General features: G+C 66.9%; 12 protein-coding genes. All 12 read left to right on the plus strand.

Going from position 1 to position 14,465, the window contains the following annotated elements:
• Complete coding sequence (locus K6V06_RS13995; RefSeq protein WP_370637470.1) at positions 1-1,095, plus strand: MraY family glycosyltransferase; 1,095 nt, start codon at positions 1-3, stop codon at positions 1,093-1,095.
• A gap of 115 nt (positions 1,096-1,210) precedes the next feature.
• Entirely contained in the window at positions 1,211-1,963 is a 753-nt protein-coding gene (locus K6V06_RS14000; protein WP_222244560.1) for an ABC transporter permease, read from the plus strand.
• The gene (locus tag K6V06_RS14005) at positions 1,953-3,317 is read left to right on the plus strand and encodes an ABC transporter ATP-binding protein (protein WP_222244345.1); all 1,365 of its coding nucleotides are present in this window, start codon (positions 1,953-1,955) and stop codon (positions 3,315-3,317) included. Before K6V06_RS14000 ends, K6V06_RS14005 begins: the two co-directional genes overlap by 11 nt.
• The gene (locus K6V06_RS14010) at positions 3,310-4,524 is read left to right on the plus strand and encodes a bifunctional 2-polyprenyl-6-hydroxyphenol methylase/3-demethylubiquinol 3-O-methyltransferase UbiG (protein WP_222244346.1); all 1,215 of its coding nucleotides are present in this window, start codon (positions 3,310-3,312) and stop codon (positions 4,522-4,524) included. The genes K6V06_RS14005 and K6V06_RS14010 overlap by 8 nt, the downstream gene beginning before the upstream one ends.
• Complete coding sequence (locus K6V06_RS14015; RefSeq protein WP_222244348.1) at positions 4,521-6,482, plus strand: glycosyltransferase; 1,962 nt, start codon at positions 4,521-4,523, stop codon at positions 6,480-6,482. The genes K6V06_RS14010 and K6V06_RS14015 overlap by 4 nt, the downstream gene beginning before the upstream one ends.
• Complete coding sequence (locus K6V06_RS14020; protein ID WP_222244350.1) at positions 6,479-6,982, plus strand: GtrA family protein; 504 nt, start codon at positions 6,479-6,481, stop codon at positions 6,980-6,982. The genes K6V06_RS14015 and K6V06_RS14020 overlap by 4 nt, the downstream gene beginning before the upstream one ends.
• Positions 6,983-7,002: 20 nt before the next feature.
• Entirely contained in the window at positions 7,003-7,806 is an 804-nt protein-coding gene (locus K6V06_RS14025) for a glycosyltransferase family 2 protein (RefSeq protein WP_222244352.1), read from the plus strand.
• Positions 7,806-8,831, plus strand: coding sequence for a lysylphosphatidylglycerol synthase domain-containing protein (locus K6V06_RS14030; protein WP_255581860.1), 1,026 nt, complete (start codon positions 7,806-7,808; stop codon positions 8,829-8,831). The genes K6V06_RS14025 and K6V06_RS14030 overlap by 1 nt, the downstream gene beginning before the upstream one ends.
• Complete coding sequence (locus K6V06_RS14035) at positions 8,828-10,291, plus strand: capsular biosynthesis protein (RefSeq protein WP_222244355.1); 1,464 nt, start codon at positions 8,828-8,830, stop codon at positions 10,289-10,291. Before K6V06_RS14030 ends, K6V06_RS14035 begins: the two co-directional genes overlap by 4 nt.
• Positions 10,292-10,314: 23 nt before the next feature.
• The gene (locus tag K6V06_RS14040; protein WP_222244356.1) at positions 10,315-10,716 is read left to right on the plus strand and encodes a capsular biosynthesis protein; all 402 of its coding nucleotides are present in this window, start codon (positions 10,315-10,317) and stop codon (positions 10,714-10,716) included.
• 23 nt (positions 10,717-10,739) lie between these two features.
• On the plus strand, positions 10,740-11,501 hold the full coding sequence (locus tag K6V06_RS14045) for a glycosyltransferase family 2 protein (RefSeq protein WP_222244357.1): 762 nt from the start codon (positions 10,740-10,742) through the stop codon (positions 11,499-11,501).
• 54 nt (positions 11,502-11,555) lie between these two features.
• Positions 11,556-14,462, plus strand: coding sequence for a hypothetical protein (locus K6V06_RS14050; protein ID WP_222244358.1), 2,907 nt, complete (start codon positions 11,556-11,558; stop codon positions 14,460-14,462).
• Positions 14,463-14,465 lie beyond the last annotated feature (3 nt).

Consider the following 14,465-nt stretch of genomic DNA (forward strand, 5'->3'; position numbering starts at 1 on the left):
GTGCCCCCTCCCATGTTCGAGTATTTCTGGGTTCCTTCCCTCGCCTTCCTGCTCTGCCTGCTCGCGATCCTGGTATTGCGGCCGGTAGCGGAGGCGGCCGGCCTCGTCGATCGCCCCAACGCGCGCAAGCGGCACGACGGCGAGGTGCCGCTGGTCGGCGGCATCGCGGTGCTGTTCTCGGTCGCCATCACCGGGCTGCTGTTCGTCTATCTGCCCGGTACCTTCACGCCGCTGCTGGCAGGCCTCACGCTGCTGGCAACCATCGGCGTGATGGACGACATGGTGGACGTGTCGCCGATGACCAAGCTGGTGCTGCAGATCTTCGCCGCGATCCTGATGACCTCCTGGGGCGGCAACTACCTGACCACCCTGGGCGACCTGTTCGGGCATCGCGAGATCCTGCTGGCGAACTGGGGCATTCCGATCACGCTGTTCGCGGTCGTCGCGGTGGTCAACGCGATGAACATGTGCGACGGCATGGACGGCCTGGCCGGCGGGCTGGCGCTGGTCATCTTCGGCTGGTTCGCCTACGCCGCCAGCCTGATCGGCGACGTGCCGACGCAGCGGGTCTGCATGATCTTCTGCGGTGCCATCGCCGCCTTCCTGCTGTTCAACATGCGCAACCCGCTGCGAGGATGCAAGCGGGTGTTCCTCGGCGACGCCGGCAGCCTGATGCTCGGCTATGCCATCGTCTGGTTCGCCGTCGAGTTGACCCAGCCAGCACCGGGCCGTACCGAGCAGGTGCCGCCGGTGGTGATGCTGTGGGTGCTGGGCTTCGTGCTGATCGACCTGCTGGCAGTCGTGGTACGGCGCATGGCCAAGGGGAAGAATCCCTTTTCGGCCGACCGCACGCATCTGCACCACATCCTGCTGCGCCTGGACCTGAAGGCGGATGCGATCGTCTGGATCCTGCTGGCCAGCAACTTCGCCATGGGTCTGGTCGGCATTGCCGCGTGGCAGGCGGGCTTGTCGGAACAGACGCTGTTCCTGCTGTTCCTGGCGATTTCGCTGGCGCATGTGATGGCGACCCGCAATGCCTGGCGCTTTATTCGCTTCGGGCGCCGGCTGTTGAGCCGGCGGCAACCGAAGGCATGAACCGGTCCGGGCTGCCAGGCCCGGACGCATATCGATATTCGAGAGGCTTGTTGTCTTGACTGCAATTGCAACTGCGCTGTGGGGGTTGAAACGAAACCGCGGCCTGATCCTGCAGATGGTGAAACGGGAGGTACTGGGACGCTACCGCGGCTCCGTCATGGGGCTCGCCTGGTCGTTCTTCAATCCGTTGCTGCTGCTGGTCGTCTATACCTTCGTTTTCTCGGTGGTGTTCAAGGCCCGCTGGGGTACCGGCGATGGTCAGGCCAGCCATTCCGAATTTGCCGTGATCCTGTTCGTCGGCATGATGGTGCATGGGCTGTTCGCCGAGTGCGTCAACCGCGCGCCGACGCTGATCCTGAACAACGTCACCTACGTGAAGAAGGTGGTGTTTCCGCTCGAGGTGCTGCCGGTGGTGGCGCTGGGCTCTGCGCTGTTTCATCTCGCTGTCAGTTTCATCGTGCTGCTGCTGGCCGAGTACGTGATCATGGGCCGCATTCCCTGGACCATCGTCTATGTGCCGGTGGTGTTCCTGCCGCTGGTGCTGGCGACCATCGGCGTGGCCTGGTTCCTCGCCGCGCTGGGCGTCTACGTGCGCGACATCGCCCAGGCCACTGGCTTGTTCACCACCATCCTCGCGTTCGTGTCGCCGATCTTCTATCCGATGTCGGCGCTGCCCGAGCGCTTCCAGATCTGGATGAAACTCAATCCGCTTACCTATGTCATCGAGGAGGCCCGAAACACCGTGGTGTTCGGTCGCCATCCCAACTGGCAGGAGTGGGGGCTGTACTGCGCCGGCGGGCTGGTGATCGCGCTGCTCGGCCTGATGTGGTTCCAGAAGACGCGCAAGGGGTTTGCCGATGTCCTCTGACGACCTGGCCATCCACGTCGAGAATCTGGGCAAGTGCTACCAGATCTACGACCGCCCCCACGACCGGCTGAAGCAGTCCATCGTCCCGCGCCTGCGCCGCATGGTCGGGGCCACGCCGCGCAGCTACGCGCGCGAATTCTGGGCGCTGCGCGACGTCAGCTTCGATGTGCGGCGCGGCGAGACGGTCGGCATCATCGGCCGCAACGGCTCCGGCAAATCGACCCTGCTGCAGATGATCTGCGGCACGGTCACGCCGACCACGGGCGCCATCCGCACCAACGGGCGGGTGGCCGCGCTGCTCGAACTGGGCGCCGGCTTCAACCCCGAGTTCACCGGGCGGGAGAACGTCTACCTGAACGCCGCGCTGCTGGGCCTGACGCAGGACGAGGTGGAACAGCGCTTCGACCGCATCGCCGCCTTCGCCGACATCGGCAGCTTCATCGAATCGCCGGTGAAACAGTATTCGAGCGGGATGTTCGCCCGGCTGGCGTTCTCGGTGGCCATCCACGTCGATCCCGAGATCCTGATCGTCGACGAGATCCTGGCGGTCGGCGATGCGGCGTTCCAGCGCCGGTGCATGGCGAAGTTCTATGAAGTTCGCGAGCGGGGCTGTACCATCCTGTTCGTTTCGCACGACCAGTACCAGGTGAAGTCGATCTGCCAGCGGGCCTTGTATCTGGACAGCGGCCGCCAGGTCGCCTTCGGACCGGCCGGCCGGACCATCGATCTGTACATGATCGATATGGAAAAGTCCTTCGCCACATCTGAGGAGGCGAAGGCGCTGCCCGCGCCCGCGGCACAGGCCGATGGCGCGGAGCAGGCGCAGCCGGTTTCCGGAGAGGGGACCGGCGACGCCACGGCCGCCGAGCAGCCGCAGCCCGCGATCGCGGCGGTCGGCACGCTGGCGCAGCCGTTCGTGATTTCCAGGGTCGCGCTGCTCGATGCCGACGGAGGCGAGATCGAGGAAATCCAGTCGGGCGAGGAAGCGGTGATCGAGATGGACTTTCGCGCCATCGACCGCGGCTTCGCCGGCGGCATCAGCTTTGTCTTCAACCTGTACCGGCATGACGGCCTGTACATCTGCGGGTCCACCACCATCATGGATGGCCTGCAGCCTTACCCGTCCGGGCAGGGCGGCACCGTCAGGGTGCGCTTTCCCGATCTGCCGCTGCTGAGCGGCCGCTACAAGTGGCGGGTTGCCATCAATGACCACGGCGGTTTCTCCGTTCTGGCCGAGGCCAAGGACGTGTGTCAATTCACGGTCGTGGACAACTTCGATTCGGTCGGCCTCGTCAATCTGCAGAGAGAATGGCAGGTGAACATAGAACAGTGCGGAGTGAAAAATAATGATTGAGCGGTTGCATTTCGGGTCGGACGCTCCTTACAGCGGTCTGGAAGCGTCCATCCATCTGGCCCGCTACCAGCTTGCGCGCGACTATGCGCGCGGACGCCGGGTGCTCGACATCGCCTGCGGCGAAGGCTATGGCTCGGCATGGCTGCGCCAATGGGGCGCCACCGAAGTCGACGGCGTCGACGTGTCGGTCGATGCCGTGGAGCTGGCCAAGGCCAATTTCGGCATCGACGGCGTGCGCTTTCATGCCTATGATGCGCAGCGGGCGGTGGAGCTGTTCCCCGATCGCAAGTTCGATCTGATCGTCTCGCTGGAAACCATCGAGCACCTGCCCGATCCGAAGCGCTACCTGCTGAACCTGAAATCGCTGCTGGCCGAAGGCGGGATCCTGATCATCAGCTGCCCCAACGACTGGTGGTACTACCCGAGCGAGCAGGAGAGCAACCCTTACCACCTGCGCAAGTACCATTTCGACGAGTTCCGCGCGATGGCCTCCGAAGTGCTGGGCGAGGCGGACCGCTGGGGCATCGGTACCGCGCTGGCCGGGTTCGTCAATTTCGATCACCAGACCATCCCCAGGGCCAGCGGCAAGGACGACCAGCGGCTGATGATGGCATCGCAGCCCTGCGAGAACGCGTATATCGTTCCGGTAACGGCGGCGGACATGACGCGCCCGGAGAACAGCAGCTATTTCTTCGGCGTCTGGGGCACCTCGGACGTGACGGCAAGCGCCGCGGTGCTGCCGGTGCCGATGGACGTCTTCCGTAACGGCCTCTACGGCAGCCAGCCGGACGGCGAGCAGCTCGAGCAGGCGATGCGGGCCGTCAATGCGGCGGCGCTGGAGCGCGAGCGGGGCGATCACGACGCCTACGAGGCGCATCTGCGCGAAGCCCGCCTGCGCATGGCGGCGCTGGTGGCCGAGAACAAGGTGCTCAAGGCGAACATGGAGAAAGTCCGTTTCGCCGGACGAGAGGCGGAAAGTGCAGTGGGCTACTGGCGCTCCGAGTGGGACCAGTTGCTGGAAAAACACGAAGCGCTCCGGCGGGAAGCCGAGAGCGCCAACGAGTACTGGCGCTCCGAATGGAACCAGCTGCTCGAAAAATACGAGGCGCTTCGGCGCCAACAGGAAGCCGCGACACAGCGGTCGGTACGGGTCAACTTGGGTAGGGCAGCGACCAAACTAAGACAAGTACTGAAACGAGTTCGATGACCTTAGAGTTCAGCGCAACCGACATACAAACTCTCTACCTGACGGGCGACGGCAGCCCGGGACGAGTTCTCACCCTGCTCGATCCCGGCATGCCGGACGTTGGCTCGCCGATATGCCGGGCCCGAAACCTGTGCATCGTCATCAGCCAGCCGGTCGACATGACTGGATTGGATGGCGTGCTTGCGCGGGTGCAGGCCAGCATCCCGCGCTTTGCCGGCGAGTTCTGGTTCCGACCCTCTTCGCGCCAGGCCGTCGAAGCGATGATGGCGCGTGTGCGCGAGCTGCTGCCCGGCACCACCGTCAGGCCGCTGTCGGCGAGCACGCGCCCGCTGGGAGCGAACGAGAAGAACCACGTGCTCGCCGCGACGGCGGCGGACTGGCTGTTCTTCATCGATCCCGACCTGATGTTCACGCGGGACCTGTTCGTGACGGCGCTGAACGACCTGTGCGGCACCGGTGCGCACTTCCTCGTGCTGCCGGTGCGCAACCAGCATCAGAAGGCGGGCTGGTGGGAGGGCGTGGTCGGTACCGACGACAATGGCGACATCGTGCTGCAGGCGCGCCGGCTCTGGCGCGACAACACCTGGGAATGGTCGCCCAGCCATGATCTCGCGATCCTGGAGGACAGCGGCTTTCTGGCTCGCCGCACCAGCCTGGTCGCGGCCGGCGGTTTCCACGATGGGGACGATGGCGTCGCCATCAACGCCAACCTGTCCGCCCGCATCTTCGCCTCGGGTTACAAGGTGGCGGTGTCGTCGTACACCTTGCGAGGCGACGTGCCCGCCGAGATCCCGCCGCGGATGGAAATCGGCACCGTGCTGCACCGGTGCGAGGACCGCATGGAGGACTGGCTCAAGCCCTACGGCCTCGAACGGCTGGTGACGCCGCCCGGCGGGGACGCCAACAGCACGCTGCTCAGTGGCGAGCGCATCAAGGTGGCGCTGGTGATCGACGTCGATTTCTGGGCGTTCGGCAATATCGCCCGGCAGGTCAGCCGCTATCTGGCGGACGAGTTCGAGTTCGTGGTGATTCCGGTCGGCGTGGTCTCCAACATCAACCAGGTGCTGATGCTGACGCAGGGTTGCCGCATCGTGCATTTCTTCTGGCGCGAGGTGCCGCGGCAGATCGGCAGCGAGTACTACTACTCCTACGCGGAGAGCCTGGGCTTCACGGGCGAGGAGTTCGACCAGCTCTATCTGCACGACAAGCTGATCACGACCTCGGTCTACGATCACCTGCTGCTCGAGCCGGAGGAGGTCGAGTTGCGTGCGCCGATGTACCGGGACCTGATCGCGGGCTACACGGTGTCGTCGCAGCGGCTGCACGGCATCTACTCGGCGCTGCCGGGCTATCCGGCGCCCACCGAGGTGACCGAGGATGGGGTGGACCTTGGCCTGTTCCGGCCGCAGAACCTGTCGCGCTTCGACAACGTGGCGGCGCGTCCGCTGCGCGTGGGCTGGGTCGGCAACAGCAAGTGGGAGGCCCGCACCGAGGACTTCAAGGGCCTGCACACGCTGCTCAAGCCCGCGCTGGAGGAGCTCGCGGCGGAGGGGTGGAACATCATGCCGCTCTATGCCGACCGGCAGGACGGCTTCATCCCGCACCACCTGATGCCCGACTACTACGCGCAGATCGACGTCTACGTCTGCCCGTCGAAGATCGAGGGAACGCCGAACCCGGTGCTGGAGGCGATGGCCTGTGGCGTGCCGGTGATTTCCACCGACGTCGGCATCGTGCCGCAGGCGTTCGGGCCGTTGCAGAAGGAATTCATGCTGCCCGAGCGCAGCAAGGAGGCGCTGAAGGTGCAGTTGCGCAAGCTGCTGGCCGATCCGTCCTGCCTGCGCCGCCTCTCGGACGAGAACCTGCAGTCCATCCAGGACTGGTCGTGGGAGATCAAGGCGCAGAAATTCCGCCACTTCTTCCATGCGGTGCTGAACCGGACGGTGACGGCTGCATGACGGCGCCGGATCCGCGCCGCGAGGCGAGCGGGCGCGAGCCGCGCGAGGGGGACGCGCCCGCTGCCGCCGAGGGCCATCACGACGAGCAGGTGCTGGCGCGCCTGCTGCGCCAGTTCCTCGCCTTCGCCGGGATCTCCGGTGCGTGCTGGGTGCTGGACTTCGTGCTGCTGCTGATCCTTACGCTGGGGTTCGGCATGTCGGCGCTGGCCGGCAACCTGATCAGCTCGACGATCGCGGCGGGTACCGCCTTCACGATCTCGGCCCGCTACGTCTTCAAGCGTGGGGGCGGCATGCTGGCGGGCAAGCTGGCCTTCTACCTGACGTACAACGCGCTGATGATCCTCGCCGCCTCGTGGGTGATGGGGCAACTGGTGCCGTGGCTGATGGCGTGGATGGGGCGGCCCCATGCGGTGGTGCTCGCCAAGATCCTGATCACGCCGGTGCTGATGCTGAGCAATTTTGCCGTCGGCAAGCTGACTGCCGAGCGGCTGAAAATCTAGACTGAATTGCAGGAACGACAATGACCGACACGACGAAAGTCTTGCTGTTTATCCCGATGTACAACTGCGAGCGGCAGATCGGCCGCGTGCTCGGGCAGCTGGACGCACGCGCGCGCAAGGTGATCGACGCCGTCATCGTGGTCGACAATCGCAGCCCCGACGGCAGCCAGGCGGCGGCGCGCCGTGCGATGGAAACCGTGCCGGACGTGCCGGTGCGCCTGCTGGAGAACGTGGGCAACTACGGGCTGGGCGGCTCGCACAAGGTTGCCTTCGACTATGCCCGCGCGCATGGGTACAGCCACGTGATCGTGCTGCACGGCGATGACCAGGGCGATATCCACGACCTCGTGCCGTTGCTGGAGCAGGGGCGCCATCTCGGCGTCGACTGCCTGCTGGGCGCGCGCTTCATGCGCGGGGCCCGGCTGCAGAACTACTCGCGCTTTCGCACCTTCGGCAACGAGGTGTTCAACTGGATCTTCTCCATCGCCGCGGGCAAGCGCCTGTACGACCTTGGCTCCGGGCTGAACCTGTACTCGGTGCAGGCACTCGGCCGCATTCCCTATCACCGCTACGCCAACGATCTGACGTTCAACTACTACATGATCCTGGGCACCGTCGCCGCGGGGTGGCGCATCGAGTTTTTCCCGATCTCGTGGCGCGAGGACGACCAGATCTCCAACGTCAAGCTGTTCAAGCAGGCGCGCAAGACGCTCGGGCTGGTGGCCTCGTTCTTCTTCCGCCGCCGCTGGTTCCTGGAAACCGACCATAGCGGCGCGCCCGGGCAGCAGTATCAGTCCACCGTCGTCGCGGAGTCGGCGCCGTGATGGCCCCGGGCCGGTTGTCTTCGAGGCAGGACGCGGCTTCCGCGTGGAGCGCGCGCGTCGGCCTGGCCGGGCGCATCCTGTTCGCGCTGGCGATGCTCGCGCTGCTGGTGCACACCGTGATGTCGCTGCCGTACTTCACGCAGGTACTGTCGCGGCTGTCCGATGGCGGCGCGCTCGCCATGGTCGGCATCCTTGCCTATCTGGGCGCGCACCTGCTGCGGGCGCTGCGGCTGGCGATCATCGCCGGCGGTCATGAAGTCAGCTTGCGCCGGCTGACCTCGGTCCACTTCGCCACCGCCGGGGTATCGCTGCTGCTGCCGTTCAAGCTGGGCGAGCTGTACCGCATCTTCGAGATCAGCCTGGTCGCCGGCGGCCTGCGCCGCGCGGTGCAGACGGTCTGGATGGAGCGCGCCTTCGATGTCGCGGCACTGGTGGTGATGATGCTGGTGGTGGCGGTGGCGCCGGCCGGTGCGGCGGCGGTGTTCGCGCCGCTGTCGGCGGCGGCGGCGCTGTTCATCGCGCTGACCGTCATCACCTTCGTGGTCTTGCCGGGCAACCTGCGCACGCTGTCGCTGTTCGTGATCCGCCGCTATCGCTCGGAACGGGCGGTGACGGCGCTGCGCGCGCTGGACAGCGTGCTGCGCTTCGTCGAGAGCGGCCGCCAGCTGCTGCGCAACAAGCAGGGCGTGGTCGGGGCGGTGTCGGCCTTCATCTGGGCGCTCGAAGTGGCGTCGTTCGGGCTGATCGTCGCCGCCATCGGTCCGGCCGCCGAGCCGCTGCTCGAATCGTTCCTGGCCTACGTCTCCACCGCTTCGTTCGGCGCCGCCGAATGGTATCCGGTGTACGGAACCGGCGCGGAATCGCTGCTGGCGTTCCCGGTCAAGGTGTTCGTCTACGGGGTGCTGACGCGCCTGCCGCTGTTCGTCTGCGCCCTGGCGTTCGGCGCGCTGTACGCGCCGGCGCGCCTGTCCGGCGGGCTGTCGCTCAAGAGCCCCTTCTCCCTCAAGAATGGAAATCAACAGTGAGCCTTTATCTGATCGTCGACGACACCGTACGCGTCTCGGATGAAATCGCCGGCCTGACTGGGGTATCGAGCTTCGGCAGGCTGCTGTACCGGCGCCGCACGCTGGTGCAGCACCTGGAGGACGCGGCCGCCGAGGCGGGCTTGCCGGCGCCGGTGGTGCTGCCGTCGCGCGCCGCCGCGGCGGAACTGGAGCACCGGCTGGCCCACGAGGACTGGCAGGCGTCGTTCCTTGTGATCCCCACCAATATCGTCGCGATGGCCCCGCGCGCGGAGCTGGTCACGCTGTTGCGGCAGCTACGCTACGTCGCGCAGAACATCCAGCTGCCGGTCGCCCGCGGTGCCGACTGGTCGGGGCTGCTGCGGCTGGATACGCCGCTCGCCCGACGCTATCTGCGGCTGGTGGCCGAAGGGGCGGGGCCGGCCGATTTCGTCGCCCGCCACGGCAACGAGATCGCGCCGATCGACAACTGCATCAACTTCACCGATCTGCGCGACCAGGCCCAGTTCCTGATCTTCCTGACCAGCAACTTCGACGTTCGCCATTTCAATGCCATCGTCAACGAGAACTTCACCATCGTGAAGCGCTCGACCGATGTGGCGAAGCTGCGTCGCGAGTTCAACTACTACGGCCTGCTGCCGCCGGAAGTGCAGATGTTCTTCGTGCAGCCGTTCGACTTCCAGCAGATGCCGGACCACGCCAGCTACCGGATGGAGCGGCTGTTCCTGCCCGACATGGCGATCCAGTGGGTGCATGGGGCAATCCGTCCCGACGAGTTCCAGCGCTTTCTCGACCGCGTCTTCCACTTCGTCTCGGTGCGCCCGCGCCGGCCGGTGGACCGGGCCACGGCGCTGGCCGAGATGGACCGGCTCTATTGGGAGAAGGTCGCCGAGCGGATCGACAAGCTCAAGCAGCTGCCCGAGTACGCGCGCCTCGGTCCGCTGATCGACCAGGCGGTGGGCGGCATCGATGCGCTGCTGGAACGCTATCGCCAGCTGTACTTCGCCGCGCGCGATCGCTTCCCCTGCGACCACCTGGCGATCGGCCACGGCGACCTGTGCTTCTCGAACGTGCTGTACAGCAAGTCGACGCAGCTGCTGCGCTTCATCGATCCGCGCGGCGCCGACCACGCCGACGAGCTCTACACCGATCCCTACTACGACATCGCCAAGCTGTCGCATTCGATCCAGGGCGCCTACGACTTCATCAACGGCGGCCGCTTCAGCATCGACTTCGGCGCCGGGCTGGAGATGACGCTGGTGACCGACGAGGGGGACCGCTCCTGGGCGCGCGCGCAGTTCCGCCAGATGCTCGAGCGGCACGGCTACGATGCCCGGCTCGTGCGGCTGTGCGAGGCCTCGCTGTTCATCAGCATGCTGCCGCTGCATATCGACCTGCCGAGGAAGGTGCTTGCCTTCGTGCTGAACGCCGCCGCCATTCTTGACGACATTTCGGCCGGCTGAAGCGCCGGCGCCAAGAGGAACCCATGATTCACAAGGACAGATGCCTGGTGCTCGATATCGACGGCACCATCGTGCCGACCCGCCGGGCGAGCGAAAGCTACGACGACCTGCAGCCGTATCCGGAGATGGTGCAGCGCATTCGCGAGTATCGCGAGATGGGCTTCTACATCATTCTCTATTCGTCGAGGAACATGAAGACCTACGACGGCAATCTGGGGCTGATCAATGCCAATACGGCCAAGGTGCTGCTGAACTGGCTGGAGAAACACCAGATTCCGCACGACGAATTGCACCTGGGCAAGCCGTGGGTGGGGCGCGGCGGCTTCTACGTCGACGACAAGGCGATCCGGCCCGACGAGTTCCTGCGCCACAGCTATGACGAAGTGCTGAAGATCATCTCGCCCGAGGACGAGAGCGGCCAGTGACGGGACCAATACCGGGAGAACATATGACGACGACCATCATCATCACCATGGCCGGCATGGGCAAGCGCTTCCTCGACGCCGGCTACGACCGTCCCAAGTACAAGGTGCAGGCGCACGGCCGCACGCTGTTCGCCTGGTCCCTGCTGAGCCTGGCCGATTTCCTCGCGCGCGGGGCGCGCTGCATCTTTGTCGTGCGGGCGGAAGACAAGGCCACCGACTTCATCGGCGAGCAGTGCCGCGAACTGGGTATCGCCTCCTACGACGTGGTCGAACTGGATGCGCTGACCGACGGCCAGGCCACCAGCGCGCTGCTGGCAAAGCCAAAGGTCACCGCGCCCGACCAGCCGATGCTGGTCTACAACATCGACACCTATGTCGATCCGCGTACGCTGCCCGCGGATGCGGTGCGCGGCGACGGCTGGGTTCCCTGCTTCCCGGGCGCCGGTGCGGCCTGGAGCTTCGCCCGGGCCGACGGCGATGGCCGCATTGCCGAGCTGCGCGAGAAGGAGCGCATCTCGGACGATGCCACCGTGGGGCTCTACTGGTTCTCCTCGTTCACGCTGTACGAGGCCGTCTACCACCGCTTCTTCGCCGACCCGTCCAACCTCGCCAAGGGCGAGCGCTATATCGCGCCGATGTACAACGACATGATCGCGCACGGGCACCCGGTCTACCTGCATCGAGTGCCGCTGGACGGCGTGATTCCGCTCGGCACGCCGGCGGACGTGGAGGCCTTCCTTGCGCGGCAGGCGCCGGTGCTGCCCGCCGCCGTGGCCCAGTCCTGAGGGGCCCCTGGCGTGGCTGAAAGCACACCAACGCGCAGCAGACCGCGCAGGCCGATGCCGTTCGCGCGGCGCCGGGCGGCGCTGCCGCGGCGCCAGCGCTGGCATCCGCTTCTCGTCCTTGCCGCACTCGCGCTAGCGACGGCGGGGTTCTTCATTGCGCGCGACTTCTGCAAGGTCCATGACATCGCCGTGCCCCGCCTGGCGATCGCGCTGTTCGCATTGCTGGTGGGCGCCGGTTGCGTGGCCGCGGTGCGCGCCTGCCGCAACTGGCAGCACGGCACCGTGCTGGTGGTGCTGGGCCTGTGCGGCGCCGCCATCGGCGGGCTGCTGCCGCCGGCTCCCGGCGGCGCGCAGCGGGTGGAACTCACGGCGACAGGGGAGCGCAATCCCGAAGCGAAGGGCAGCGAGGTATGGGCGCTCGACGTGGTGCCCGGCCGGGTCCATATGGAAGGACCTGGCTGGGAGCACCGCGATGGGCGAGTCTCGGTGTCCTGGCAGTCGCAACCGTCCACCGCGGTGCTCAAGGGGCCGTGGCGGCAAGGCGATGTGCTGCGCCTGGTTACCCATGCGTATTCGGGCATCGTCGAACTGAAGGCGGACGGGCGGACCGAGCGGATCGATCTGTATAGCGCGGAGCAGGGCGCCATCATGGTGACGCTGCCCGCGCCGCGAGCCAATCTCGCGCGCACGGTGCTGCACGGCACGCTGCCGGTGCTGCTGCTGTTGGCGCTGGCCGCGCTGCTGTTGTATCTGCCGCGCCCCTGGGCCGCGCTGCTGCTGACGGGGGCGGTGCTGGGCACGGCGACGCTGTGGCATCTGCAAGCGCGCTCCTATCCGGGCGCGCTGGAGCTGCTGGCCTACGGGGATGCGGAACTGGCCCGTCTCGAGGGCGATATCGGCAACGGCAGTTTCGAGATCCCGGCCGGCAACACGGCCGGCGCTCGCGCGGTCTCCGCAAGTTTCGCGCACCCCGGCGCGGATTCGCTGCATCTGCGCGCGGCCAGCGGCACGCTGGAGCCGGTGCCCGACGTGTCGGAGACCGGCATGCGGGTCGCCCGCAGCGGCGCCGAAGGCGAGCCATTGTGCGAACAGGCCGAGCCGATCCAGCTATTCCGCTGGCTGGGCGACCGCTCGCGTCCGTTGCTGCTCGATGGCGCCGGCAATCGCACCGCGTTGTGGACGACCGCGGGTCTCGGAGACGCCGGTCAGCCCGGCTATGTCGTCGTGGTCTGCGACGGCGCCTCGGTGCGCATCTCGGCAACCACCGCGTATATCCGCATCGATCCGTGGGCGCAGCCGTGGTGGCAGCTGCGCGAGGTGCGTGCCGAAGACGCGGCCGGACAGCCCATGCCACTGCTGCAGCTGTCGGCGGAACGCCCCGCTGGCTTCGTCGGCCTGGCGGCGGCCAGCAACGGCGCCTATGCCCCGGTGCTGTTCGACCGTCCCGACACGCGGGCGATCGCCATCGAGAAGCTCGTGGCGGCGATCGTGGTGGCGCTGCTGCCGGCAATGCTGTGGCTGGCGCTGACGAATTTCGCAGTGTTGCGCCGGCACTGGGTGCCGGGCACGCGCCTGCTCGCGCTGCTGTGCTTCACGCTGCCGCCGCTGTGGATCGGCGCGACCATGATGGTGCTGTGGCCAGGGACCATCGGCTGGGACGCCTATTCGCCCTACATCCAGATGCATGCGGGTACGGTCACGCTGTGGTACGGGATCGGCTACCCGCTGTTGATCGGCGGACTCGCCTTGCTGATGGCGCCGGCGCTGATCGGCGTGGCGCAATGCATCGTGATGGCGCTGGTCGTGCAGGCAGTGACGGTACGCTGCCTCGATGCCCGCCCGGGACTGCGCTGGGTGGGGCTGGCGACCTGCCTGGCGCTGCCGCTCACCATCGTCGCCTGGGGCGCCACGGTGCATCTGCGCGATGCGATGAACGGCACCCTGATGGCGCTGTTCGGCATCGGCTGGTTCTATACCGTGGTCGACGGCCAGCGCTGGCGGCGCGGGCGCCGGGGGCTGGCGCTCGGCCTGCTGGCGGCGCTGGCGCTCGGCCTGGTGCTGCTGCGGATCGACAATATCGTCTTCGTCGGCGTTGCCCTGATGGCGCTCCCGCTGCTGGTGCGCGGCGTGCGCCGCCGCCTGCTGGCATTCGCCGTGGCCATGGTGGTGCTGTGCCTGGGCATCAATCCGGCCATGGAACAGGCGGTGTTCGGCTCCCGCGAAGGGCTGGTCGCGGAGAAGAACTTCTACCGGCAGACCGCCTTCATCAGTCCTCTGGTCGGGTATCTGGCCGATCCCGACAGCAGGCTGTCCGCGCAGCAGAAGGAAGCGCTGGCGCGCGACCTGGCGCCGCTGTTCGACCTGAAGGCGGCGGTGAGCCACTGGAAGCCGCATCACGTCATCTGGTGGCACGAAGCGGTCGAAGGCAAGCCCGCGCCGACTGCCGAGCAGATCGCGTCGCTGCAGCGGCACTACATTCGCACCGCGCTGCAGGATCCGCTGCGGTTCCTGCGGATGCGCGCCGCGATGTTCCTGTCCACGCTGGGGCACAAGTGGATCGCGGTGCCGCCGGTGCCGGCGGCGCCCGGCGCGCAGGTGCTGCTGGACCGCCTCACCATGCCGCACGACGCGCAGGCGGGCGCTACCGCCCGGCTGATCGGCTTCGACCCGGCGCTGCGGCCCTGGCCGGCACTGGCGGAGCGGCTGTTCCGGTTTGCCGATGCCGTTGCCACCACGCTGCCGCAGCTGGTGATTTGCATCGTCATGCTGTTCTGCGTGCGCTGGACGCCGGTCGCCGCAGTGCTCGCGCTGGCCCTGCTGGGGCGCGCGGCGGTGTTCTTTTTCTTTGCGCCGGCGGACGCCCTTCTCTATCTGTTCGACCTGCATGTGCTCGGCTTCCTGCTGCCCGGCATGGCGGTGTACGAACTGAGCAGGCGCCGCCCGCGCGTTTCGATTGCATAAGGA

This window comes from Cupriavidus sp. AU9028, from assembly GCF_019795295.1.
Lineage (GTDB): Bacteria > Pseudomonadota > Gammaproteobacteria > Burkholderiales > Burkholderiaceae > Cupriavidus.

What these genes read in the sequence shown, in the direction of transcription:
- K6V06_RS14000 (WP_222244560.1), top strand. Translation starts at nt 1,211, where the DNA reads ATGGTGAAACGGGAGGTACTGGGACGCTACCGCGGCTCCGTCATGGGG.
- K6V06_RS14005 (WP_222244345.1), top strand. Translation starts at nt 1,953, where the DNA reads ATGTCCTCTGACGACCTGGCCATCCACGTCGAGAATCTGGGCAAGTGC.
- K6V06_RS14010 (WP_222244346.1), top strand. Translation starts at nt 3,310, where the DNA reads ATGATTGAGCGGTTGCATTTCGGGTCGGACGCTCCTTACAGCGGTCTG.
- K6V06_RS14015 (WP_222244348.1), top strand. Translation starts at nt 4,521, where the DNA reads ATGACCTTAGAGTTCAGCGCAACCGACATACAAACTCTCTACCTGACG.
- K6V06_RS14020 (WP_222244350.1), top strand. Translation starts at nt 6,479, where the DNA reads ATGACGGCGCCGGATCCGCGCCGCGAGGCGAGCGGGCGCGAGCCGCGC.
- K6V06_RS14025 (WP_222244352.1), top strand. Translation starts at nt 7,003, where the DNA reads ATGACCGACACGACGAAAGTCTTGCTGTTTATCCCGATGTACAACTGC.
- K6V06_RS14030 (WP_255581860.1), top strand. Translation starts at nt 7,806, where the DNA reads ATGGCCCCGGGCCGGTTGTCTTCGAGGCAGGACGCGGCTTCCGCGTGG.
- K6V06_RS14040 (WP_222244356.1), top strand. Translation starts at nt 10,315, where the DNA reads ATGATTCACAAGGACAGATGCCTGGTGCTCGATATCGACGGCACCATC.
- K6V06_RS14045 (WP_222244357.1), top strand. Translation starts at nt 10,740, where the DNA reads ATGACGACGACCATCATCATCACCATGGCCGGCATGGGCAAGCGCTTC.
- K6V06_RS14050 (WP_222244358.1), top strand. Translation starts at nt 11,556, where the DNA reads ATGCCGTTCGCGCGGCGCCGGGCGGCGCTGCCGCGGCGCCAGCGCTGG.